Annotated in this window: 19 protein-coding genes and 1 tRNA gene; 8 read left to right on the top strand and 12 right to left on the bottom strand. The window is 71.7% G+C overall.

Annotated elements, in window-relative coordinates; genetic code table 11:
• Positions 1-8: 8 nt before the first annotated feature.
• A complete protein-coding gene (locus tag ACQPZZ_RS10465; RefSeq protein ID WP_432931136.1) occupies positions 9-1,112 on the bottom strand; it encodes a hypothetical protein in 1,104 nt (367 codons plus the stop codon).
• Positions 1,113-1,938: 826 nt separating this feature from the next.
• On the opposite strand from ACQPZZ_RS10465, the gene ACQPZZ_RS10460 reads away from it, so the two are divergent.
• Together ACQPZZ_RS10460 and ACQPZZ_RS10455 are read left to right on the top strand one after the other, a co-directional pair.
• Positions 1,939-2,015 (top strand) — tRNA-Leu (locus tag ACQPZZ_RS10460).
• 16 nt (positions 2,016-2,031) lie between these two features.
• On the top strand, positions 2,032-2,196 hold the full coding sequence (locus ACQPZZ_RS10455) for a hypothetical protein (RefSeq protein ID WP_432931134.1): 165 nt from the start codon (positions 2,032-2,034) through the stop codon (positions 2,194-2,196).
• A gap of 123 nt (positions 2,197-2,319) precedes the next feature.
• Here the strand turns inward: ACQPZZ_RS10455 and ACQPZZ_RS10450 are convergent, their stop codons facing one another.
• On the bottom strand, positions 2,320-2,556 hold the full coding sequence (locus ACQPZZ_RS10450) for a hypothetical protein (RefSeq protein WP_432931132.1): 237 nt from the start codon (positions 2,554-2,556) through the stop codon (positions 2,320-2,322).
• 756 nt (positions 2,557-3,312) lie between these two features.
• Between ACQPZZ_RS10450 and ACQPZZ_RS10445 the strand changes: the two genes are divergently transcribed.
• The 4 genes from ACQPZZ_RS10445 to ACQPZZ_RS10430 all read left to right on the top strand — a co-directional run bounded on the left by ACQPZZ_RS10445 (position 3,313) and on the right by ACQPZZ_RS10430 (position 8,601).
• Entirely contained in the window at positions 3,313-4,494 is a 1,182-nt protein-coding gene (locus ACQPZZ_RS10445; protein ID WP_432931130.1) for a sensor histidine kinase, read from the top strand.
• A 91-nt stretch (positions 4,495-4,585) separates the two neighbouring features.
• Complete coding sequence (locus ACQPZZ_RS10440) at positions 4,586-5,251, top strand: response regulator transcription factor (RefSeq protein WP_363644267.1); 666 nt, start codon at positions 4,586-4,588, stop codon at positions 5,249-5,251.
• A gap of 113 nt (positions 5,252-5,364) precedes the next feature.
• Positions 5,365-6,108, top strand: coding sequence for an ABC transporter ATP-binding protein (locus tag ACQPZZ_RS10435; RefSeq protein WP_432931127.1), 744 nt, complete (start codon positions 5,365-5,367; stop codon positions 6,106-6,108).
• Between the two features lie 3 nt (positions 6,109-6,111).
• Complete coding sequence (locus ACQPZZ_RS10430; RefSeq protein ID WP_432931125.1) at positions 6,112-8,601, top strand: ABC transporter permease; 2,490 nt, start codon at positions 6,112-6,114, stop codon at positions 8,599-8,601.
• Between the two features lie 123 nt (positions 8,602-8,724).
• Here the strand turns inward: ACQPZZ_RS10430 and ACQPZZ_RS10425 are convergent, their stop codons facing one another.
• Positions 8,725-9,348, bottom strand: coding sequence for a TetR/AcrR family transcriptional regulator (locus tag ACQPZZ_RS10425; RefSeq protein ID WP_432931123.1), 624 nt, complete (start codon positions 9,346-9,348; stop codon positions 8,725-8,727).
• Positions 9,349-9,434: 86 nt separating this feature from the next.
• On the opposite strand from ACQPZZ_RS10425, the gene ACQPZZ_RS10420 reads away from it, so the two are divergent.
• Positions 9,435-10,391 (top strand): alpha/beta fold hydrolase, encoded by a 957-nt coding sequence (locus ACQPZZ_RS10420; RefSeq protein WP_432931121.1) that lies wholly within the window; start codon positions 9,435-9,437, stop codon positions 10,389-10,391.
• Positions 10,392-10,490: 99 nt separating this feature from the next.
• On the opposite strand, the gene ACQPZZ_RS10415 is transcribed toward ACQPZZ_RS10420, so the two are convergent.
• The 7 genes from ACQPZZ_RS10415 to ACQPZZ_RS10385 all read right to left on the bottom strand — a co-directional run bounded on the left by ACQPZZ_RS10415 (position 10,491) and on the right by ACQPZZ_RS10385 (position 18,273).
• Positions 10,491-12,341: a toxin glutamine deamidase domain-containing protein gene (locus ACQPZZ_RS10415; RefSeq protein WP_432931119.1), complete on the bottom strand. Its 1,851-nt coding sequence runs from the start codon at positions 12,339-12,341 to the stop codon at positions 10,491-10,493.
• Positions 12,342-12,459: 118 nt separating this feature from the next.
• A complete protein-coding gene (locus tag ACQPZZ_RS10410) occupies positions 12,460-14,283 on the bottom strand; it encodes a molybdopterin-dependent oxidoreductase (RefSeq protein WP_432931117.1) in 1,824 nt (607 codons plus the stop codon).
• A 47-nt stretch (positions 14,284-14,330) separates the two neighbouring features.
• The gene (gene rdgB / locus ACQPZZ_RS10405; RefSeq protein WP_432931115.1) at positions 14,331-14,933 is read right to left on the bottom strand and encodes an RdgB/HAM1 family non-canonical purine NTP pyrophosphatase; all 603 of its coding nucleotides are present in this window, start codon (positions 14,931-14,933) and stop codon (positions 14,331-14,333) included.
• 20 nt (positions 14,934-14,953) lie between these two features.
• Positions 14,954-15,670, bottom strand: a complete 717-nt coding sequence (rph, locus tag ACQPZZ_RS10400) for a ribonuclease PH (RefSeq protein ID WP_432931113.1) — start codon at positions 15,668-15,670, stop codon at positions 14,954-14,956.
• Between the two features lie 5 nt (positions 15,671-15,675).
• Entirely contained in the window at positions 15,676-16,428 is a 753-nt protein-coding gene (locus ACQPZZ_RS10395) for an MBL fold metallo-hydrolase (RefSeq protein WP_432931111.1), read from the bottom strand.
• Positions 16,425-17,261, bottom strand: coding sequence for a glutamate racemase (gene murI, locus ACQPZZ_RS10390; RefSeq protein ID WP_432931109.1), 837 nt, complete (start codon positions 17,259-17,261; stop codon positions 16,425-16,427). Before murI ends, ACQPZZ_RS10395 begins: the two co-directional genes overlap by 4 nt.
• A 217-nt stretch (positions 17,262-17,478) precedes the next feature.
• The gene (locus ACQPZZ_RS10385) at positions 17,479-18,273 is read right to left on the bottom strand and encodes a thioesterase family protein (protein WP_432931106.1); all 795 of its coding nucleotides are present in this window, start codon (positions 18,271-18,273) and stop codon (positions 17,479-17,481) included.
• Between the two features lie 202 nt (positions 18,274-18,475).
• Here ACQPZZ_RS10385 and ACQPZZ_RS10380 point away from each other — a divergent pair, with 202 nt between their 5' ends.
• Positions 18,476-20,089, top strand: a complete 1,614-nt coding sequence (locus ACQPZZ_RS10380) for a DUF3352 domain-containing protein (RefSeq protein ID WP_432931104.1) — start codon at positions 18,476-18,478, stop codon at positions 20,087-20,089.
• Positions 20,090-20,280: 191 nt separating this feature from the next.
• On the opposite strand, the gene ACQPZZ_RS10375 is transcribed toward ACQPZZ_RS10380, so the two are convergent.
• A complete protein-coding gene (locus ACQPZZ_RS10375) occupies positions 20,281-21,228 on the bottom strand; it encodes a PLP-dependent cysteine synthase family protein (RefSeq protein WP_432931102.1) in 948 nt (315 codons plus the stop codon).
• Positions 21,229-21,507: a MoaD/ThiS family protein gene (locus ACQPZZ_RS10370; protein ID WP_030510925.1), complete on the bottom strand. Its 279-nt coding sequence runs from the start codon at positions 21,505-21,507 to the stop codon at positions 21,229-21,231. It abuts the gene before it with no gap.
• Between the last annotated feature and the right edge of the window lie 17 nt (positions 21,508-21,524).

Below are 21,524 nucleotides of genomic sequence, written 5' to 3'. Positions count from 1 at the left end.
TCATCGCATCATTTCCCTAGCTGAGGACTTGGCCGAGAGCTCGGATCACTGCGGGGCTTGGCGGGTACGACGCACGGCGGATAGTTTGGGCTGTTATTCAGTTGTCCAAAAATCGTTCGCACGCTTCCGGACGGCGAAACTCTCCCAATCCTGCAGAGCTCTCTACTGACAACACTATCGGTCTTTACGGTTCTCAAGGACCGCCCGAGCGTCAAAATGGTTGTCCAGGTTTCATCGGTCTTTAGGATATAGCCCGGCACGACGCCGACGCGATCGATTCGGATCTTCTCGCTAGGCAGCCACGGTGCCTCACTGAAGAAAGTTACGAAGTTGTTCAGTAGCAAATAGATAATGAGTCCGCCTATTACGAGGTCGGTAGAAGACTTCCATGATTCCGAAATAATGCCGGCCCGGTCTCGAATGTCGCCGATGACGTTTCGCCGCTCATCCCTGAGCGCCTTCAACTTGTCAAGTTCGACAGGTCCAGAAGAGGCAGCCGCTATTCGACTATCAAGCTCCTCTAGTCGCTTATAGTGCTGGCGAATGACGCTGTCTCCTGTTTCGGGGTAGACGTTATCTGATCCGACACTTTTAGTCGCACCCTTATCTGTTCTGCCGCTTCCCTCCCGATTTGACATCCCAGCCCTTTTCGCCTTTTTGCGCGAGTTTTTCCATTCGGAGAGCTTGTAGCCCAGATACGTTAAGGGCGGAATGGCGGCCTGCAGCAGTGTGGTGCTCCAATTTTGAATTGCGGCGAATGCGATGACTGCGGCACCATAAAAGGTCCAGTGGAGAAATCTCTGATACCGTAGATACTCATGCTGTTCGTGAATGAATGCAATCCGGTACCCCACCACTCCAAGCCCCACGGACAGCGTCGGAAGCAGCGAGAGAAGAATGGCGGGAGCCAACTCTATCGGTCCCGTTTGCTGCAGAACGGCAAGAGCAGTGGGCACGTCTAAGCGGGAAACAAGCAAAATGCGAATCAAGATCAGAAAGAAGATTGCGCCGGTGACTATCCAGGGCATGTTCTGGATGACGCGCTCCCGGACGGCGGCGTATCGCTGGCCTTCTGCCAGGAGGTCAACCCTCGGGTCTTTCTTGAACGGCATACCCTATCCCGTGCGCGAGGAAAACGGTCAGCAGAAGAATGTATTCGTGGGGGTCGTCTGCTGCAAGGGCAGGTTTGTGGCGAGCCGTGCGGGGCGGCGCGGGCCGGGACCGGCCGGAGAGCCGCACGCCCGGCCCGCTGGCCGCCCGACGCGCCGCGAGTCGCCGCAGGCGGCTCGCCTTGACCTTGTAGTGAAGGTTCTCGCCGCTAGCCTCTCGTAGGCGACCTCCGGCGATCGAGCCGGGTCGCTGTTGATGAGGACAGCGCGCTTCGTCGCTGGTCAGATGTGCGTGCGTCGCCACAGCTTGGCGGGCGCCACCTGCTGGCCGGCTCCCCAGGAATAGTTGACTTTGTGCATCTACTAGTACAAGTACACGCCCGAACCGCTGGCCGAGGCCGCGGCCAAAGCGGCGAGCATCGCAGACGTGCTGCGCCATCTCGGCATCCCGTGGTCGGGGGGCGCCCACGCCCACATCAGCCGCCGTCTCAAGCACTTCGGCATCGACACGACCCACTTCCTCGGCCAGGCCCACAGGCGGGGCCGGCCGTCGCCGCGACGGCGTCTTCCAGCGGACGTGCTGGTCCTGAATCCCGCGGGCGCTGCCCGTGAGAAGCCGGGCAAGCTCCGGCGGGTGCTACGTGAACTGGGAGTCCCCTACCGCTGTGCAGACTGTAAGATAGGCGGCACTTGGCAGGGCCGGTCGCTGACATTGCACGTCGACCACGTCAACGGCGACTGGCTGGACAACAGAAAAGAGAATCTGCGATTTCTCTGCCCGAACTGCCATTCTCAGACGGAGAATTTCGCGGGCAAGGGAAAACGCGAAGGGGTCGTAGTCCAACGGCAGGAGACCGCGGCTTTAGGTGCCGTACAGTGCGAGTTCGAATCTCGTCGACCCCACCAAATCCAAGTAGAAACAATGGCGCACCGGATTCTCGCGACGCCCGCGAAGATGGCCGTGATGGTCACGGCGGAAGATCTCGCCTTCCTCGAACGCTCCATGGCAGCGGAAGGAGTCCCGTCGCGGTCCTCCGCGGTCCGCACGGCCATCGCCCTGCTGCGTGCTCGGAGCGAGCGGGAGTGACCGTCCTGGGAAATCCAAAATTGCGCCGACGCGCGGCCGGCCAGGGGACAGCCCAGCGGGCGCCGGACACCCGTAGGCGCGCGCCGGCCCCTCCGCCGGCGCGCGCCCTCGGGAAAGCGAACCTCAGCCTGGCGCCTGGCAGCGCACTCCGGCCTCGGTGCGCCTGCACCAGGGAGGCAGGAAGTCGTCCTGGGACTGTGGCGCGTCCTGGTTGTAGCCTCGAGGGAAGAGACGCTGGCGGTCACTTCCGGCGTCCCAGCTCATCCCCGCGTGCGCCCGGTCCCAGACCATGCCGGTGACGGCCACGACGCCGCCGCCGAGGAGCGCACCGATCAGCGCGGACGCGATGCCGACGGCCACGAGCTGACCGACGTGTCCGCGGGGCAGCCGAGGCGCCGGTCGCGTGGGAGGGCCATGCCGCGGAGCAGGCGCGGACCGTGCGCGCGGATCCTGCCAGCCGGGGGCCTTCCACCCCGCGCCACCGGGACCGAAGGCGTACCGGCCGTCTGTGGGGGGCGTGTTCGCGGGTCCCGGCCCTGGCCGGCCCGGGCCCGCGTGGCCTGCCCACGGCGAGTGCGGCCCCGATGCTCCGGGCGTGTTCGCCGGTCCGGTCCGGGGTGCTTGCGGCCCTGACGGCCTGGGTGTGTCCCCCGGGCTGGTCCAGGGCGACGCGGGATTCGTCCGAGGGGGCGCAGACCCGGCCAACCCGGTCGACGGACTCGGCCCGGTGGACGCGGCAGGCGCAGCGGAACCGGCGGTCGCACTGGGCTCCGTCGCACTGGGCTCCGTCGCACTGGGCTCCGTCGCACTGGGCTCCGTCGCACTGGGCTCCGTCGCACTGGGCTCGGTCACACTGGGCTCAGATGACCCGGCCGGTCCGGTTTCCGGCTCCGGGCGCGGGTCGCGCGGCTCGTCTCCGACACCGCGCGACCCCGCGTCCTTCTCCGCCATTCAGAGCTCCCTAACCCCGCTTCCAAGAAGCGTTCCCGGGAACAAGGATGCGCCGTGATCCGTAAAAACGGCGTAAGCACGGCAGCGGCTGCGACTTGAGTCGTAGGCGGGTATCCGTCCCAAGGGTGAGACCTTCCTGAGCAGCCGATACGTATGGTTGGGTACGTGTTCGGCAGACTGCGCGCCTGGATCCGGCGCCACAGCAAGCTCGTGGACGCGCTCACGGTCTCCCCGCTGGCGCTGTTGAGTCTGATCACCATCGAGGCGTTCAGCCGGACCGGCTCGCTGGGGGCGCGGCAGGTCGGCGTGCCCGGTCTGCTGCTGCTGTCGGCCGCGCTCATCGTTCCGCTGACCTGGCGCCGCGACCACCCCCGTGAGGTGTTCGCGGTGGTCGCCGCCGTCAGCTTCGTCCAGTGGCTGCTCGACGTCGTCGTCCTGCCCGCCAACATCGCGGTGCTCGTCGCGGTGTACGGCGTCGCCTCGCGCTGCACGCTGCGGTGGGCGCTGGCCGCCGGGGCGGTCGCCGAACTCGGGCTGCTGCTGGCGATGCTGCGCTGGTCTCCCGCCCCCGCCCAGGCATGGCCGTCGTCGTCGGCCTTCGTCGTCGCCGTCTGGATCGCCGGCATCTACGCCAACACCCGCCGTCGCTACGTGGAGAGTCTGGTCGAACGCGCCGAGCGGGCCGAGCGGGAGCGCGACCAGCAGGCGCGCATCGCCGCCGCCGCCGAGCGCGCCCGCATCGCCCGCGAGCTGCACGACGTGGTCGCGCACAACGTCAGCGTGATGGTCGTGCAGGCCGACGGCGCGGGATACGCCATCGACGGCGACCCCGAGCAGGCACGGCGTGCGATGCAGGCGATCTCGTCGACCGGGCGGCAGGCGCTGGCCGAGATGCGCAGGCTGGTGGGGGTGCTGCGGCAGGACGCCGGCAGCCCGGCGGAGGAGTACGCCCCGCAACCCGGTGTCGCCCAGCTGGGCGACCTGATCAGGCAGGTCAGGGATTCGGGTCTGCCGACCGAGTTCACCGTGTCCGGCACCGCGCAGACGCTGCCCGAGGGTGAGCAGCTCGCCGTCTACCGGATTGTGCAGGAGGCGCTGACCAACGCGCTGAAGCACGGCGGTCCCGGCACGCGGGCCCGAGTGGAGGTGACGTACGGCAGGGGCGAGCTCGAGCTGAGGATCAGCGACGACGGCAGGGGCGCCGCGGCGCCGCGCCTGGTCGGCGGGCACGGGCTGATCGGCATGCGGGAGAGGGCGGCGATGTACGGCGGGAGCGTCGAGGCCGGTCCCCGGCCGGGCGGCGGCTTCCGGGTGATCGCCCGGATCCCCGTCGGGATGGCCGCGTGACCAGGCGGCCCCCGGACCGCGGTGACTCCGGTTGTCCCCACAGCGCGTACGGTTACGGGGTCGCGGCGATGACGAGCGGAGCGGAGCTGCAGTGATACGCGTCATGCTGGTGGACGACCAGGAGCTGGTGCGGACCGGGTTCCGGATGGTCCTCGGGGCGCAGCCGGACATCGAGGTCGTCGGCGAGGCGGCCGACGGGCTGGCGGCCGTCGAGGCGGTGCGCACGGTCGAGGCCGACGTGGTCCTCATGGACGTCCGCATGCCGCGCATGGACGGCGTTGAGGCGGCCCGCGTGATCTGCGCGGCCCCGGACGGCCCCAAGGTGCTGATCCTCACGACGTTCGACCTCGACGAGTACGCGTTCGCCGCGATCAAGGCGGGCGCGGCGGGGTTCCTGCTGAAGGACGTGCCGCCGGCCGAGCTGATCAGCGCGATCCGGTCGGTCCACTCGGGAGACGCGGTGGTCGCGCCGAGCACGACCCGCCGCCTGCTCGACCGCTTCGCCGTGCTCCTGCCGGAGGGGGATCGGCGGCGGCAGGACGCGGGCGTGCTGACGGCGCGGGAGCGGGAGGTGATGGTCCAGGTGGCCCGTGGCCTGTCGAACTCCGAGATCGCGGCGCGGCTGCATCTCGCGGAGGCCACCGTGAAGACCCACCTCGGCCGCATCCTGGCCAAGCTGGGGCTGCGCGACCGGGCCCAGGTGGTGGTCTACGCGTACGAGACCGGCGTGGTCGCCCCCGATCATCCGCGGGGCTGAGTCCGGGATACCTCACAAGTCGCACACGCCCCGGGGCGGACCGTCCCGGGACGCAGGCCGAGAACGTCCGCGAGGCCGAGGAAACGCCCTGATCACGGCCATAGCGTGGCGTCATGACCACAACAACCCAGGTTCGCACCGCGGTCGTCGCGCGGGGACTGTCGAAGGTGTACGGCGAGGGCGACGCGGCCGTGCACGCATTGCGCGGCATCGACGTCGGCTTCGCCGCGGAGGCGTTCACCGCGATCATGGGGCCGTCCGGCTCCGGCAAGTCCACCCTGATGCACTGCCTGGCCGGATTGGACACCGTGACGGACGGGCGGGTGAGCATCGGCGACGTCGAGATCACCGGTTTGAACGACAAGCAGCTCACGCTCCTGCGGCGCGAGCGCGTCGGTTTCATCTTCCAGGCGTTCAACCTGCTGCCGACGCTGACCGCCGAGCAGAACATCCGGCTTCCCTTGGAGATCGCGGGCCGCCAGGCCGACCAGGCGTTGTTCGACCGCGTGATCGAGACGGTCGGCCTGCGTGACCGGCTGAGGCACAAGCCGAGCGAGCTGTCGGGCGGCCAGCAGCAGCGCGTCGCCGTGGCGCGGGCGCTCATCAGCAAGCCCGAAGTGATTTTCGCCGACGAGCCGACCGGCAACCTCGACTCGCGCAGCGGCGCCGAGGTGCTGGCGTTCCTGCGCACGTCCGTACGGGAGCTCGGGCAGACGATCGTGATGGTGACCCACGACCCGGTGGCGGCGTCGTACGCCGACCGGGTGGTCTTCCTCAGGGACGGCCTGCTGGTGAGCGAGGTCGAACGGCCGACGCCGCAGACCGTGCTCGACACGCTGATGGCGCTGGAGGCCTGAGCCGTGTTCAAGGCCACCCTCACCGGGCTCCTGGCGCACCGCCTGCGCCTGCTGCTCACCTCTCTGGCGATCGTGCTCGGGGTCGGTTTCATCGCGGGCACGTTCGTGCTCACCGACACCATCGACGCCGGGTTCACCCAGTCGTTCGCCGCGGACGCCGACAAGGTGGACGTGGTGGTGACGCCGAAGGACGCCGGGGACGACGAACGCCTGCCGGAGAGCGCGCTCGCCGCGATCAAGGCGGTGCGGGGCGTCGAGGACGCCCAGCCGATGGTGTCCGGGGACGCGCCGCTGATCGGCAAGGACGGCAAGGTCGTGGGCGACCTCCCCACCGCCGGGGTGTCCATCCCGGCGAGCCGCATCAAGATCACCTCGGGCCGGGCCCCCTCGGCCGCCGGCGAGGCGGTGCTCGACGAGAACACCGCCAAGGCCCAGGGGTTCGCGCCCGGAGCCGCCGTCACGGTGCTCGACAAGGCGGGCACGCGGCACGAGTTCCGCCTCGTCGGGATCTTCGACGTCGGCGTCGACCAGAACCTCGCCTACCGGGGAGCGGTCGCCTTCACCCCCGACGCGGCGCGGCGCGTCACCGGCGCCAAGGGCTTCACCGAGATCGACGTCGTCTCCTCGGGGCCCTCGCCGGAGAGCCTGCGCACGGCCGTCGCGGCGGCCGTGGGCGGCGACGCGACGGTCATGACGGGCCGGGAACGCGCCGACGAGGTGGCCCAGCGCAACCATGTGGACACGGCCTACATCCGGCTGGGCCTGCTGCTGTTCGGGGCGGTCGCGCTGCTCGTCGCCGCGCTGGTCATCTACAACACCTTCACCATCCTGGTCGCGCAGCGGATGCGTGAGATGGCGCTGCTGCGCTGCATCGGCGCCACCAAGCGGCAGGTCTTCGGCTCGATCGTGCTGGAGTCGGCCGTGGTAGGGCTGCTGTCGTCGGTGCTCGGCCTGCTGACCGGTCTCGGTCTCGGGGCCGCCGCGGTCGCCGTGCTGAAAGCCATCGGTACGGACATCCCCACGGGCACCGTGAGCCTGTCCCCGCAGACGATCGCCATCGGCATGTGCACCGGCGTCGTGGTGACGATGGCCGCCGCGCTGCTGCCCGCGCGTCAGGCCACCCGTGTGCCGCCCGTCGCGGCGCTGCGCACGCAGGTCGAGGAGCACACATTCCGCGCCGGGGTCGTACGGGTGGTCGTCGCCGCCCTGATCGCGGTCACGGGGGCCGGCCTCACCGCGGCGGGCGTGCTGCAGAAGCCGGGCCAGGCGGCGCTGCTGACGGTCATGGCCGGCGGCGTGCTCGTGTTCTTCGCGGTGCTCATCCTCGGCCCGGTGATCGTACGGCCGCTGAGCGGGCTGGCGGGCTGGGTGCCGGCGCGGTTGTTCGGCGTGGCGGGACGGCTCGCCGTGGACAACTCGCGGCGCAACCCCAAGCGTGCGGCGACCACGACGGTGGCCCTGACCATCGGCGTGACACTGATGACGTTGATGTCGGTCCTGACCGCCACTGTGCGGACCACCGTCAGCGGCCAGCTCGACCAGCAGTTCCCCGCCGACTACATCTTGACGTCGCAGACCGGCACCATCCCCCGCTCGGTCGCCGACACGCTCCGCGCGAGCCGCGACCTGGCCGCGGTGACCGAGTTCCGGGGGAAGAAAACCAAGGTGAACGGCCACGAGTACGGAGTGGGCACCGTCACTCGGTCCGCCATCGGCACCGCCGTCAAGCCGGAGGCGTCGTCCGGCACGCTGGACGGCTTCGGAGCGGGCGAGGTCGCCGTGGCCGACTACGCGGCCCAGGACCTCCGCGTCAAGGTCGGCGACACCGTGACCGTCGCGTCAGGCGATCAGGCCATCCCGCTCACGGTCGTGGCGGTGCTGAAGGCCGACGTGGCCCTGCTGCCCGCGTTCACGATGGCCGAGCAGGCGTTCGAGCGGCACTTCGGCACAATGGGCGACGTACGGGTCCTGGTGAACGCCGCCGACGGCGTGGCACCGGAACGGGCCCGCAAGGTCGTGGACGAGGCCACGGCGGCCTACCCGGCGGTCAAGGTCGGCAGCACCACGGAGATCCGGGGCCAGTTCGACGAGGCGATCGACTCGATGCTCATGGTCGTCACCGGGCTGCTGGCCCTCGCGATCGTGATCTCACTGCTCGGCATCGCGAACACGCTGTCGCTGTCGGTCCACGAGCGCACCCGTGAGTCCGCGCTGCTGCGCGCCCTCGGCCTGACCCGGCCGCAGCTGCGGGGCATGCTCTCGGTCGAGGCGCTGGTCCTCGGCCTGGTGGGCGCCATCGTCGGTGTCCTGCTCGGCGTCGCGTACGGCTGGGCGGCGACGACGACGCTCACGGAGAACGTCTCCTTCCAGCTTCCGGTCGTACAGATCCTGATCTTCATCGCCGCCTCGGGCCTGGCCGGAGTGCTCGCCGCGGTGCTGCCCGCCCGCCGGGCCGCCCGCGCCTCGGTCGTCGGGGCGCTGGCCGCCTCCTGAAGCCGGCACCGCGGTCGCCCGGGCCGCCCGCGCGAGCGGGTGACCCGGGCGGCGGCCCGGGGACAGGGGAACGGGGGCCGTGCGGCTCCCCCGCCATCCCGCCCGCACGACGCCTGACGGTCGTCACCCGGAGTCCCGCGGCGCGGAGGGAGAGCCGGATCCGGCCGGGACCCCCGGCAGGATCCGGCGCAGGTGGTGGTCGACGATCGCGCCCGCGTCGTCGACGCCGAGTTCCCCGAGCAGCACCCCGTCGGCGAGGCCGCGGGCGAGACCGAGCAACGCGTGGGCCTCCGCGCCGGGGTCGACGTCCGGAGCCGGGTCCGAGGCCGCCAGCAACGCGGCGATCGCACGATGGACGGCGTCGCCGCCGGCGCGATAGAGGTCGCGGATCTCCGGATCGGCTACGGCCCTGCTCAGGAACGCGTGCCCGGCGAGCAGCGGGACCACGGCGGTCACGCCCAGCCCGACGATCGCGAGCAGCACCCGCCGCAGCGTGTCCGCCGGGCCGCGGGCGTCCCGGACGGCCTCGCCGACATGGCGCTCGATTTCATCCCTCAGGACGTGGGCACTCGCGCGCAGCAGATCGGCCTTCCCCGCGAAGTAGTGCTGCACGAGCCCCTTGGAGACGCCGGCCTCCTGTGCGACCTGCCCTATGGTCACCCCGGCCAGGCCGTCTCGCGCGCACAGCCTCAGCGCCGCATGGGCGATCTCCTCCCGCCGAGCCGCGTGGTCGACCTGCTTGGGCACGAGCCGCTCCCTCTTTTGCAATACGAGCGTATCGTGATATCGATACAATACGATCGTACTGCCAAAGGCGAGCGGAGGATCCGGACGTGAACGACCCCGTGCGGCCCAACATCGGAGCCGAGTTCCGCCGGCGGCGCCTCGGGCACTTCCGGGACGCGCCTGCCTACTCGCGTTACCGGCGGATCTACGACCAGGCCATGGCCGGCCTCCCGGCACCCGACGCGATCCAGGACGTGCCGACCGGCTTCGGGACCGTACGCGTCCACCGCTTCGGCCCGGACGGCGCCGACGCCGCGACGCCGCTCCTCCTGCTGCCGGGACGCACCGCGTCCACCCCGATGTGGGCGCCGAACCTGACCGGTCTTCGCGCCCCTGGTCGCGTCGTCTACGCCATCGATCTGCTGGGCGAGCCCGGTCTCTCGGTGCAGAGCAGACCGTTCGCGAGTGCGGCCGACCACGGCGTGTGGCTCTCGGAACTCCTCACCGGGCTCGGCCTCGACCGGACGCACCTGCTCGGCGTGTCGATCGGCGGGTGGACCGCCTTCCGGCTCGCCGTGCACGCTCCGGAGAAGGTCGCCTCCCTGAGCCTGCTCGATCCCGCGTCCTTGTTCGGCCGGATCACCTGGAAGGCGGTCGCCGTCTCGCTGGGAGCGCTCGGGCCACTCCCCGAGCCGTGGCGCCGGCGGCTGCTGAGCTGGATCTCCGGCGGAGCCGACACCTCCGGCGACGACCCGGTCGCCGCCCTGATCTCCGCAGGGATGCGGGACTTCACCGCCTTTCTCCCCCCGCCTACCTACCCCTCGGACGAGGAGGTCGCCGCGGTCGGCATACCGACCCTCGCGGTGATCGCCGGGCGCAGCATCATCCACGATCCGGGCAGGGCCGCGGAACGCGCTCGCCGGCTGCTCTCCCGAGGGACCGTCGAGTTGTGGCCGGACGCCTCCCACGCCCTCAACGGCGAGTTCCCGGAGCGGGTCGCCGCCCGGGTCCTCGCCTTCATCGACCGGGTCGACGCGGACGACGCCCTCCACGGCCGCCGATGACCGGCGTCACCGTCGGGCCCGCGCTCAGCCGGGGTGCGAAGCCCGCGACGGCGCGGGCCGGGCCCGCCCGGGTCCGGCCCGCGGAGGTCGCACCGGCCGTCACAGGCGGCGGCCCTGACGATCGATCACCACCGCGAAGACGCCCGTGACGTCCTCGTACGGCGGATCCACGGCCATGTGACCCCGCTGGGCGTCGATCCACAGGACCTCACCCCGGCAGTTGACGACGTTCCACGCGTGGCTGCCTCCCCCGGCCCAGCGGGTGATGAGGACGGCGGCGGCGCCGTGGCCCCCGAAGATCAGCCGCTGTGCGATGGCCACGTACGCCCGGCGGCCGTGACCGACGTATTCGAAGCGGTGCCCGAGCCACTCCTCGGCGCGGGCGACCCCTCCGGTCTCCCCGGTCAGCAGCGGGCGTCCCGACCCGTCGTACTCCGGCTGTCTGCGCGCCGCCACGACGGGCTCCCCGTGCCAGGTGGACATCACCGACAGCGCGCAGTCGACGGCGTTGTTCGACCTGAACGCGTCCTCCGTCGGCCCTTCGGCGTTGATCAGGCGGATCCAGGTGCCGCGTGGGTCCGGGAAGCGCCCGCTCACCGCCTGCGCGAGGCTCATCTGGCCGTCCGGATCCGCCTCGGCCAGGCCGCCGGGCCTGCCGTACGGGCGGGTGTCCTCCAGCCGCCGCGGGCGGCCCGGGCCGTCCAGCCAGTCGCGCTCGGTGTCGTCGCGCAGCACGGCCGACCAGAAATCGTCGGCGTCCGCGAGCTCTCCCTGCTCCGGACCGTCGTCCACGGCCCCGCCGGGCCCCTCCGCGTGCCACTCGCTCCGGCTCGTCGCCGAGGCGGTGTCCGAGGCGGTGTCCAAGGCGGTGTCCGGCGCGGTCTCACGTGCCGTCTCACGTGCGATCTCACGCGCGATCTCACAGGGCGGATCGCCCTGTCCGGATCCGGCGACGGTCGCGTCCGGGGATTCGGAACGCCGTATCCCGGCCGCGGCACCGTCCGGCTGGGCGGGGATTCTCGGCACGGGCGCGGTCTCGACCGGCCACTCGACCTGCCAGGCCGGGGAAACGACGTCGGGTCCCGCGCCGGCCGGCGGCTCGCCCGGCCGATCGCCCCGGCCTTCCGGGCCCGCCGCATCGTGTAGCCCCTCAGGCGAGCCGGGCGCCTCGGCGACGGCCTCGCCGTGTCCGTTCGCACCGCTCGCCGCGGCCGTCGCGACCTCATCCCTCGCGGCCTCGTCCTTCGGGCCCTCGTCCTTCGGGCCCTCGTCCCTCGCCCCGGTCACGACGCTCGCGTGCTGCCCGGCCCCGGCCGGGTCCCCGGCAGCGTCGTCGTCTCCGAAGGCGACCTCCGATGCGGCGACGTCCTCGGGTTCTGCGGCCCCCGCCGCCACCGCGACGTCCCCGCCGGCCTCCGGCTCCTCACCGTCCCGGGCATCCTCGAACTCCGCACGGTCCTCGGCGTCCTCCGGGTGCCCGTCGGCCGTGACCACCCGAGCGTCCCCGGTGGCGGGGGGCGCCGCGGCGGAGACGTCCTCCCGGCGGTCCGATGCCCCCGCTTCCCGGAGGTCCGTCGCCCCCGCTTCCCGGGGACCTGGCGATCCCGCTTCCCAGGGGTCCGTCGCCCCTGCCCGGCGCCCGGCCGGTGCGCTCGGACCGTACCCCCCGTACTCCCCGTACCCCTCGTGCTCCTCGTGCCCGCCGCGCCCCCCGCGTCCGCCGCTCTCACCGTTCCTGGCGGCCGGCACCACCGGCATGGTCATGGTGTCCACGCCCAGCGGCAGAGCCGCGATCCGCACATCCAGGCGGCGGTCCTCCAATGAGGGAGCAGGCGCCTCGGCCGCCTGCTCGTAATCCCGCCATCGCCGGCCGTCGGCCGTCACGACCGGGTTGTACACACCCGACGGCAACCGCCACCGCGCATGCCGGCGCGCCCTGTCCTGGTTCACGCGCTTGGCCCCCCTCCTCGCGCACATCAGCGTGCCGATGGTAGAGGCGGGCCGTCCGGGGCACGGCGGGTTTTCCCAACTCCAGACCCGGCTCCCGCCGGAGACCGAGCGGGGCCGGTCAGCCGGCCGTGACGGTGACAGTGTGGAAGCCGGTGGCGCCGTCGGGAGCGGGCGGCGCCTCGTCCGCGGTCTGGGTGTAGCCGGTCGCGTCGGTGGCCCGCACGGCAAGCGTGTGCCGGCCCGGCGTCAGGTCCAGGTCCGCCGACCACTGCCGCCAGGTGTCCGGGCCGGGCACCTCCGCGAGCCTCGCCTGCAGCCACGCGCCGCCGTCCACCCGCACCTCGACCGCGTCGACGCCGCGATGCTGGGCCCACGCGACGCCCGCCACGGTCGTACGGCCCGCCGCGACCTCGTCCCCGTCACGGGGCAGGTCGATCCTGGACTGCGTCTTGATCGGGCCGCGGGGGGCCCAGCCGCGGGGCGTCCAGTAGGCCTCGTCCCGGTCGAACCGGGTGACCCTGATCTCGGTGACCCACTTCGTCGCCGACACGTATCCATACAGTCCGGGCACGACCTGACGGACCGGGAAACCGTGGGCCTCCGGGAGCACCTCGCCGTTCATGGCGACGGCGAGCAGCGCGTCGCGTCCGTCCATGACCACGTCGACCGGTGTGCCGCAGGTCCAGCCGTCCTCGGAGACGCTGAGCAGCATGTCGGCCTCACGGCGGATCCCGGCCTCCCGCAGCACGTCGGCGAGCCGGGCGCCGAGCCAGCGGGCGTTGCCGGCGTACGGCCCGCCGACCTCGTTGGACACGCAGGTCAGTGTGACGTCCGCCTCCATGAGGGGGCGCTTGAGCAGGTCGGCGAAGGTCAGCTCGACCGGCCTGTCCACCAGGCCGTGGATCTTCAGCGTCCAGCGGGCCGGGTCCACCGACGGCACGACGAGCGCGGTGTCCACGCGATAGAAGTCGGCGTTGGGCGTGACGAACGGCGTGAGGCCGGGAATCCGCAGGTCCGCTCCGGCGGGGATCGGCACGGCCGGGCGTGCCGCGCGCGGCAGCAACCTGGCCACGCTTCTCCGGGCGATCTCGCCGTCCTTGCTGCCCGACAGCAGCCATCCGCCGAGACCGCCGACTCCCGCCACCGCGGCCCCCGCCGCCGCCCCGGTCAGGAGCCTGCGCCGGTCGAAGGCGTACGGCCCGGGAAGTGGCCCCGCTCCCGGCCGCATGACGGGCGGCACGGCGGGCCCGGGCCGCGCCGCAGAGCTCTCTCGCCGCGCGCTTCCGTGCCGGTGCCCGAGGTCACTGTTCGCTGCGGGGCGTTCCGCCGGCGCGGGGTCCGCCACGTCGGCTTCCGGCCCCTGGAGCGGGTCGCCCGCCACCGGGGTGGCGGCTCCGGCGCGCGTGCTCGCGGCTCCGGCGGCGGGGCTCGCGGCCCGGGCGGAGGCGGTTTCGCGGTCGGCGGCCCGGCTGGCGGTGACGTAGTCCTCCTCACCGCTGCTCATGGCGCGGCGCGCCAGCCGCGACAGGGTCCAGGCGCCAGCCGCGGCACCCGCGAGGGAGGGCAAGATGTGCGCCGCCCCCGCGTCCGGCCGGGACAGCGCCGCGGCGGCCCCGACGAGGCCCAACAGGGCCAGCCCGAGCGTGCCGTACGCCGTGCGGCGGCGGGCGAGCAGACCGAGACCCGCGGCGGCGAGCGCGAGCACGACGACGATGCCGCCGAGCAGGACCGGCTTGTCCCCGGAGCCGAACGTGCGGATCGCCCATTCCTTCAGCCAGGCGGGCGTGGAGTCGACCATCGCGCCGCCCACGGCTACGACCGGGGCCGCGCCGGGGTCGATCAGACCGGCGACGATCTGGGCCGCGCCGAGCGCCACCGCGCCGGCGACGAGGCCGGTCAGCGCGGCCGCCCAGGCGGGCATACGGGTGCCTGCTGCGTTCACGTTCCGAACGCTACGCCCGCGCGCCCGCCGGTGGTCTTACGGCGGTATTACGAGACGACCTCGGCGATCACCGGGGCGAGCGCGCGGAACGCCTTGCCCCGGTGGCTGATCGCGTTCTTCTCCTCGGCCGTCATCTCGGACGTCGTCCGGGTGTCGCCGTCCGGCACGAAGATCGGGTCGTAGCCGAAGCCGCCCGTGCCGCGCCGTTCGCGGATGAGGAAGCCGTGCATGGCCCCTTCCACCACGTGCTCCTCCCCCGTCGGCAGCGCGAGCGCGGCCGTGCAGGCGAAGTGGGCCTGGCGGCGGCCGTCCGGCACGTCGGCGATCTGCGCGAGCAGCAGGTCGAGGTTGGCGTCGTCGTCGCCGTGGCGGCCCGACCAGCGTGCGGAGAAGATGCCCGGCATGCCGTTCAGCGCCTCCACGCACAGGCCGGAGTCGTCGGCGATGGCGGGCAGGCCGCTGGCCGCGGCGACCGCGTGCGCCTTGAGCAGCGCGTTCTCCGCGAACGTGAGGCCGGTCTCGGCCACGTCTCCGATGTGCGGGAACGCCTCCAGGCCGACGAGTTCGATCGGCACACCGGCGTCGGCGAGGATCCGGCGCAGTTCGACGATCTTCCCGGCGTTCCGGGTGGCCAGGACCACCTTGTTCATGCTGTCGTTCTCCCTGTTGATCAGGCGAGTGCCTCGGCCTGCAGGCGCGTGAGTTCCGCGCAGCCGGCCGCGGCGAGGTCGAGCAGGCCGTTGAGCGCGGTCCGGTCGAACGGCGTGCCCTCGGCGGTGCCCTGCACCTCGACGTAGTCGCCCCTGCCGGTCATCACCACGTTCATGTCGGTCTCGGCCTTCACGTCCTCGCTGTAGTCGAGATCGAGCATGGCCTCGGTGCCGACGACGCCGACCGAGACGGCCGCGACCGAGTTCACCAGGGGGTCGCCGGGGCACATCCGGCGCTGCCGCATCCAGGCGATCGCGTCGGCGAGTGCGACGTACGCGCCGGTGATAGCGGCGGTGCGGGTGCCGCCGTCGGCCTGCAGCACGTCGCAGTCGAGCAGGACGGAGTTCTCCCCCAGGGCCTTGTAGTCAACGCAGGCCCGCAGGGACCGGCCGATCAGCCGGGAGATCTCGTGGGTGCGCCCGCCGATCTTGCCGCGGACCGACTCGCGGTCGCTGCGGGTGTTGGTCGACCGGGGCAGCATGGCGTATTCGGCCGTCACCCAGCCGAGACCGCTGCCCTTGCGCCAGCGGGGCACGCCGCTTTCCACCGTCGCGGCGCACAACACCCTCGTGTTGCCGAACTCCACCAGTACGGAACCCTCGGCGTGGGCGAGCCAGTTCCGGGTGATGGTCACGGGGCGGAGCTGGTCGGAACGACGACCGTGTGAACGAGCCATACGGGTCACCCTAGGTCATACACGGCCCCGCTCCGCGCCAACTCCATCGGCCCGCCGAAGCCGCCCCGCGAGGCGTCCTCCAGGATGCGGGACTTGTCGTACCACGGAACGAGATGGGTGAGAACGAGCGCGCCGGCCTCGGCCCGGGCGGCGTGCTCGGCCGCCTGCCTGCCGCTCAGGTGCAGGCCGGGAGTCAGGTCCGGCTCGTCGAGGAAGGACGCCTCGCACAGCAGCACGTCGGCCTCGTGGGCCAGCTTGACCAGTTCGGCAGACTCGCCGGTGTCCGCCGAGTACGCGACGGACCGTCCCTGGTGGGTGATGCGGAAGCCGTAGGTCTCCACGGGATGGTTCATCGGGGCGGCCGTCACCTCGAACGGGCCGACGTGCCGGGTGCCGGGCGACAGCCTTACGAAGTCGAAGGAGTTCTCCAGCACGGGCTCGTCCGGCATCGCGTACGCCGCGTTGAGCCGCTTGGAGGCGCCGCCCGGGGCGTGGACGGGCACCTTCGGCAGCGGGCCGTCCGGCGTGTAGGTGCGCACGACGTGGTAGGCGCACAGGTCGAGGCAGTGGTCGGCGTGCAGGTGGGACAGGAGGATCGCGTCCACGTCGTAGAGTCCGGCGTGCCGCTGCAGCGCGCCGAGCGCACCGTTGCCGAAGTCGACCAGCAGCCGGAAGCCCTCGGCCTCCAGCAGGTAGCAGGAGGACGGGCTGTCGGGGCCGGGGAAGCTGCCCGAGCATCCGATGATCGTCAACTTCATCGCGAACTCCCTACGCCGGTGACGTCGCCGATGCCGGGGGCGGTCCGCTCCACCGACTGCAGCTCGGGGCCGAGGAAACGCTGCCCGAGCCGTTCGAACAGCTCGGTGTCGCCGGTCGCCCGGAACAGGTGCCTCGGCTCGCCGGAGCCGTTGGACAGGCCGCGGTCGTGCAGGATCCGGTAGACGTCCTTGGCCGTCTCCTCCGCGCTGGACACCAGCGTGACCCCGTTCCCCGTGACGTACGAGAGGGCGCCGGTCAGCAGCGGATAGTGCGTGCAGCCGAGGATGAGCGTGTCGCAGCCCGCGTCCTGGATCGGCTTGAGGTAGCCCTTGACCACCTCGATGAGCTCCTCGCTCATCGTCTCGCCCCGCTCGACGAACTCCACGAGCAAGGGCGCGGCCACGGCGACCAGCTCGACGTCGGGGGCGGCGGCGAAGGCGTCGTGGTAGGCCATCGACTCGATGGTGGCCCGCGTGGCGATCACGCCGACCCTGCCGTTCCTCGTGGCCCGCACGGCCCGCCGCGTGGCGGGCTGGATCACCTCGACGACCGGGACGTCGTAGCGCTCCCTGGCGTCCCTGAGCACGGCCGAGCTCGCGCTGTTGCACGCGATGACCAGCATCTTCACGTCGTGCTCGACCAGGTGGTCCATGACCTCCAGCGCGTATGCGCGGAGTTCGGCGATGCTCTTGGGCCCGTACGGCTGGTGGGCCGTGTCGGCCACGTAGAAGATCGATTCGTGGGGCAGCTGGTCGATGATCGCCCGGGCGACCGTCAGGCCGCCCACGCCGCTGTCAAAGATCCCGATCGCCCTGGTGTTGTCCTCCGGCACGCTTCCCAAGGTTAGGGGAACGATCGCCGCCGCTCAGGGTAAGAATGCTCACAACGCGCTGGAGGCGCGGCGATCGAACGACTCGTGCCGGAGGCGCGGCAGGTGAACACGTGCCGGAGGCGCGGCAGGTGAACACGTGCCGGAGGCGCGGCAGGTGAACACGTGCCGGAGGCGCGGCAGGTGAACACGTGCCGGAGGCGCGGCAGGTGAACGCGGCTCAGCCCCGGCCCAGGCGCGCGAGCTGCCGGGACTGGGCGACCAGCCGGCCCGCCGAGTCCCACACCTCGACCTCCTCGTCGAACCAGCCGTCGCTGATCAGCCGTCCACCGCCGAGCAGGGTCAGCCACCCCGGCGCGGGCAGGGCGCGCAGGTGCCAGGTGAGCTCCACCGTCGGGGCCCATCCCCGCGCCCCCGCCGAGAACACGACCGGCGGCAGCGCGTCCACCGCCAGCGCCAGCACGTACGGGTCGGGGTCCTGCGGCTCGGCCAGCCGGAAGTACGCCCGCGATTCGGGCCGTCCGGTCGGCTCGCCGGCGAGCCAGCCGATCGTGGGCGGGTCGAACGCCATCTCCAGCTGGGCGTTGAAGTTCATGTTCGACTCGGGCTTGGGATCGGGCAGGCGCACGCAGTCCGCCAGGCCGGGCATGGCGGCCGACGGGCCGCCTGCCCAGTCCGGGGCCGCCGACGCGTCCAGGGTCGCGGTCGTGACGAGCATCTCGATGAACGGCTCGCCGTCCTGGACGAGCCGCGCCCTGGTCATCGCCGCCGTACGGCCCGCCTTGAGCGGCTCCAGCAGCACCCGGGCCGGGCCCGGCCTGGCCACCCGCAGGAACTGGGCGCTGGTGGAGACCGGGTGCGCGTGCGGCGAGGCGTCCACCACGGCGCGCAGCATCGTGGCCATGAGATAGCCGCCGTTGAGCGGCCCTCCGATGGAGTATCCGTCGTCGAGACACACGTCGTAGGTGGTGTCGTCGACCCGGATGGCCTGCGTCGCCTCGTCGAACTTGGTCATGCGCCCCTCGCCGCTCTACCGAATTTTGTTCTGGTCATTACTGTAGCGTGGCGCTCCGGCGGACCGCGCGGCGGCTCGCGGGGACGGCAGCGTGCTCACGGGGACGGCACCGGCGGTCGCGGTCAAGCGGGCTGCAAGCGCACCGCTACCGGGCGGGCCTAGCGTCGCGGCGTATCTGACGACGACGTTTGCGAGTGAGCCCATGTCCCCCGACACTCCCCCCACTGACCCCTGGCACCCCCGCGACGAGCAGGATCTCGACCGCACCGTCGCCTATCGCGTTCCCCGGCCTGCCGGAGGCGAGGCGCACACCATGCGGATGCCGTCGTGGACGGAGCCGGAGGAGATCGGCTCCGTCACGGTGGCCGCCCCGCCGTCGCCCCCCGGCCGGGGCAGGCGGGCGCGCGGCTGGATCCTCGCGCTGGTGGCCGCCGTGCTCGTCGGCCTGGTCGGCGGGGGCGGCGTGTGGGCCGCCTCGAAATTGAGCGGCGGCGGCGCGCAGCCGCAGGACGTGCTGCCCGCGGACGCGCTCGCCTACGTCCGGCTCGACCTCGACCCGTCGGCCGGGCAGAAGCTCGCGTTGTTCGGCATCGCCCGCAAGTTCTCGGCCACCCGCGGCTCCTTCGGGGGAGACGACCCCCGCGAGGCCCTCGTCACCGCGCTGCGGAACAACGAGCCGGACCTGGCCGAAGTCGACTACGCCCGCGACGTCGAGCCGTGGCTCGGCGACCGCGTCGGCCTCGCCGTGCTCCCCTCGGGCGACGGCGGCGACCCCGTCGGGGCGCTCGCCGTACAGGTGAAGGACGAGGCGGCGGCCCGGGCCGGCATCGCGAAGCTGGGCCTCGGCGACGGGAAGGCGGGCTTGGCGTTCCGCGACGGATACGCCCTCATCGCCACGAGCCAGAAGCTGGCCGACGAGTACGTCAAGGCGGCGCCGCTGTCCGGCGACCAGCGTTTCGCGAGCGACCTGCGGGCGCTGGGCGAGCAGGGCGTGCTGTCGTTCTGGGCGGACGTGGAGAAGGTGGCCGAGGCCGGCTGGAGCGACCTCGCCGACACACCCGCTCTGCGGCAGATCAAGGGGATGCGCTTCGCCGGGGCCCTCCGGTTCTCCGGCGACTACGCCGAGCTGGCCGGGATCACCCGCGGCGGGACGCCCACGTCGGTCCGGCCGGAGCCGGTGAAGATCGGCGAGCTGCCCGCCTCCACGGTCGCGGCGGCCTCGATCTCCGGCCTGGGCGACATGCTGCGCGAGCAGTGGCCGTTGATCGAGCAGGCGACGGGCGGCCCTGGCGGAGACGTGCTCAGGCAGGTCCTCGACGGGGCGCGGGCGCAGTACGGCCTGTCCCTGCCGGACGACCTCGCGACGCTGCTGGGCCGCACGTTCACGCTCGCCCTGGACGAACAGGACCTGGACGGCGCACAGCCGCGGGTGGGCGCCGTGCTCACGACGGACACCGCCAAGGCGCGCGACGTGGTGGATCGGGTGAAGGCCCATCTGAACGGCATGGAGAGGTCCGCCGACATCGCCACCGCGGAGGGCGACGGACGGTTCGTGATCGCGAGCACCCAGGAGTACGCCGGCGCCCTGGGCGGCGGCGGCACGCTCGGCGAGAGCGAGACGTTCCGCCTGGCCGTCCCGGACGCCGGGAACGCGACCTACGCCGTGTACGCCGACCTCGACCGGCTGGAGAAGTTGTACCTGGACGGTCTGCGGGGCCAGGCGCGCACCGACGCCGGGATGCTGCGGGCGATCGGCCTGAGCGGCGCCGACGGCGAGGACGGCTCGACCTTCACCCTCAGAATCGTGTTCAACTGACCCCCGCCGAGAGCACATCGTCCCACCATGCGAAAACGCGATTCGTGATCGTGCACTCCGACGGAAAGTGCATGATCACGAATCGCGTTCGCGCTGCTCACACGGCTTCGGGCCCGGTTCAGTGCGAGATCACCGAGGCTGTCGCCGCAGGTCACAGACCTTCGTGCGGCAGACGACAAATGACGGCCGGATCAGGCCCAGAGCTGGCCTTCGAGGCGGTCCTCCGCCTCGTCGAGGGTTCCCTCGTACGCGCCGGTGGACAGGTACTTCCAGCCGCCGTCGGCCACGATGAAGACGATGTCGGCCCGTTCCCCCGCCTGGACGGCCTTGCGGGCCATGCCGAGGGCGGCGTGCAGGGCACAGCCCGTCGAGATGCCCGCGAAGATGCCCTCGGACGCCAGCAGCTCCCGGGTCCGGCGCAGCGCGTCGGCCGAGGTCACCGAGTAACGGGTGGTCAGCACGGACGGGTCGTACAGCTCGGGCACGAACCCCTCGTCCACGTTACGCAGGCCGTAGACCAGCTCCCCGTAACGCGGCTCGGCGGCCACGATCTTCACGTCGGGCACCTGCTCGCGCAGGTAGCGGCCGACGCCCATGAGCGTGCCCGTCGTGCCCAGCCCGGCGACGAAGTGGGTCACGGTCGGCAGGTCCGCGAGGATCTCCGGCCCGGTCGACTCGTAGTGGGAGCGCCAGTTGGCGGGGTTGCCGTACTGGTAGAGCATCACCCAGTCGGGGTGCTCGGCGGCGAGCCCCTTGGCCACCCGCACCGCCTCGTTGGAGCCGCCCGCGGCCGGCGAGGAGATGATCTCGGCGCCCCACATGCGCAGCAGCTGGCGGCGCTCCTCGGAGGTGTTCTCCGGCATGACGCAGATCAGCTTGTAGCCCTTGAGCCTGGCCGACATCGCCAGCGAGATGCCGGTGTTGCCGGAGGTCGGCTCCAGGATCGTGCAGCCCGGCGTGAGCAGCCCGTCCTTCTCGGCCTGCTCGATCATCCACAGCGCCGGGCGGTCCTTGACCGACCCGGTCGGGTTGCGGTCCTCCAGCTTCGCCCAGATCCGTACCTCTGGAGACGGCGAGAGCCGGGGCAGACCCACCAGCGGGGTGTGCCCGACCGAGTCGATCAACGAGTCGAAGCGCATCTAGCGCGCTCCGCCCGCGACGGCCGGGAGGACGGTCACGGTGTCCCCGTCCGCGACCGGGGTGCCGAGCCCGCCGAGGAAACGCACGTCCTCGTCGTTGAGGTAGACGTTGACGAAGCGGCGCAGCCCGGAGTCGTCCATCAGCCGGTCCTTCAGGCCGGGGTGGCGCGACTCCAGGTCGCCGATCAGCTCTTCGAGGGTCGATCCCTTGGCGTTGACCGCCTTGGCGCCGTCGGTGTAGCTGCGGAGGATGGTAGGAATGCGGACCTCGATGGCCATCTGGGCTCAATCTCCTT

Origin of the sequence: Microbispora sp. CA-135349, assembly GCF_050947365.1 — a bacterium.
Lineage (GTDB): Bacteria > Actinomycetota > Actinomycetes > Streptosporangiales > Streptosporangiaceae > Microbispora.
Note: the sequence above shows the minus strand (reverse complement) of the source record. Positions and strands in the feature narration are given on the sequence as shown.

What these genes read in the sequence shown, in the direction of transcription:
- rdgB (WP_432931115.1), bottom strand. Translation starts at nt 14,933, where the DNA reads ATGAACAAGGTGGTCCTGGCCACCCGGAACGCCGGGAAGATCGTCGAA.
- ACQPZZ_RS10375 (WP_432931102.1), bottom strand. Translation starts at nt 21,228, where the DNA reads ATGCGCTTCGACTCGTTGATCGACTCGGTCGGGCACACCCCGCTGGTG.
- ACQPZZ_RS10385 (WP_432931106.1), bottom strand. Translation starts at nt 18,273, where the DNA reads ATGACCAAGTTCGACGAGGCGACGCAGGCCATCCGGGTCGACGACACC.
- ACQPZZ_RS10465 (WP_432931136.1), bottom strand. Translation starts at nt 1,112, where the DNA reads ATGCCGTTCAAGAAAGACCCGAGGGTTGACCTCCTGGCAGAAGGCCAG.
- ACQPZZ_RS10455 (WP_432931134.1), top strand. Translation starts at nt 2,032, where the DNA reads ATGGCGCACCGGATTCTCGCGACGCCCGCGAAGATGGCCGTGATGGTC.
- rph (WP_432931113.1), bottom strand. Translation starts at nt 15,670, where the DNA reads ATGGCTCGTTCACACGGTCGTCGTTCCGACCAGCTCCGCCCCGTGACC.
- ACQPZZ_RS10435 (WP_432931127.1), top strand. Translation starts at nt 5,365, where the DNA reads ATGACCACAACAACCCAGGTTCGCACCGCGGTCGTCGCGCGGGGACTG.
- ACQPZZ_RS10395 (WP_432931111.1), bottom strand. Translation starts at nt 16,428, where the DNA reads ATGAAGTTGACGATCATCGGATGCTCGGGCAGCTTCCCCGGCCCCGAC.
- ACQPZZ_RS10380 (WP_432931104.1), top strand. Translation starts at nt 18,476, where the DNA reads ATGTCCCCCGACACTCCCCCCACTGACCCCTGGCACCCCCGCGACGAG.
- ACQPZZ_RS10370 (WP_030510925.1), bottom strand. Translation starts at nt 21,507, where the DNA reads ATGGCCATCGAGGTCCGCATTCCTACCATCCTCCGCAGCTACACCGAC.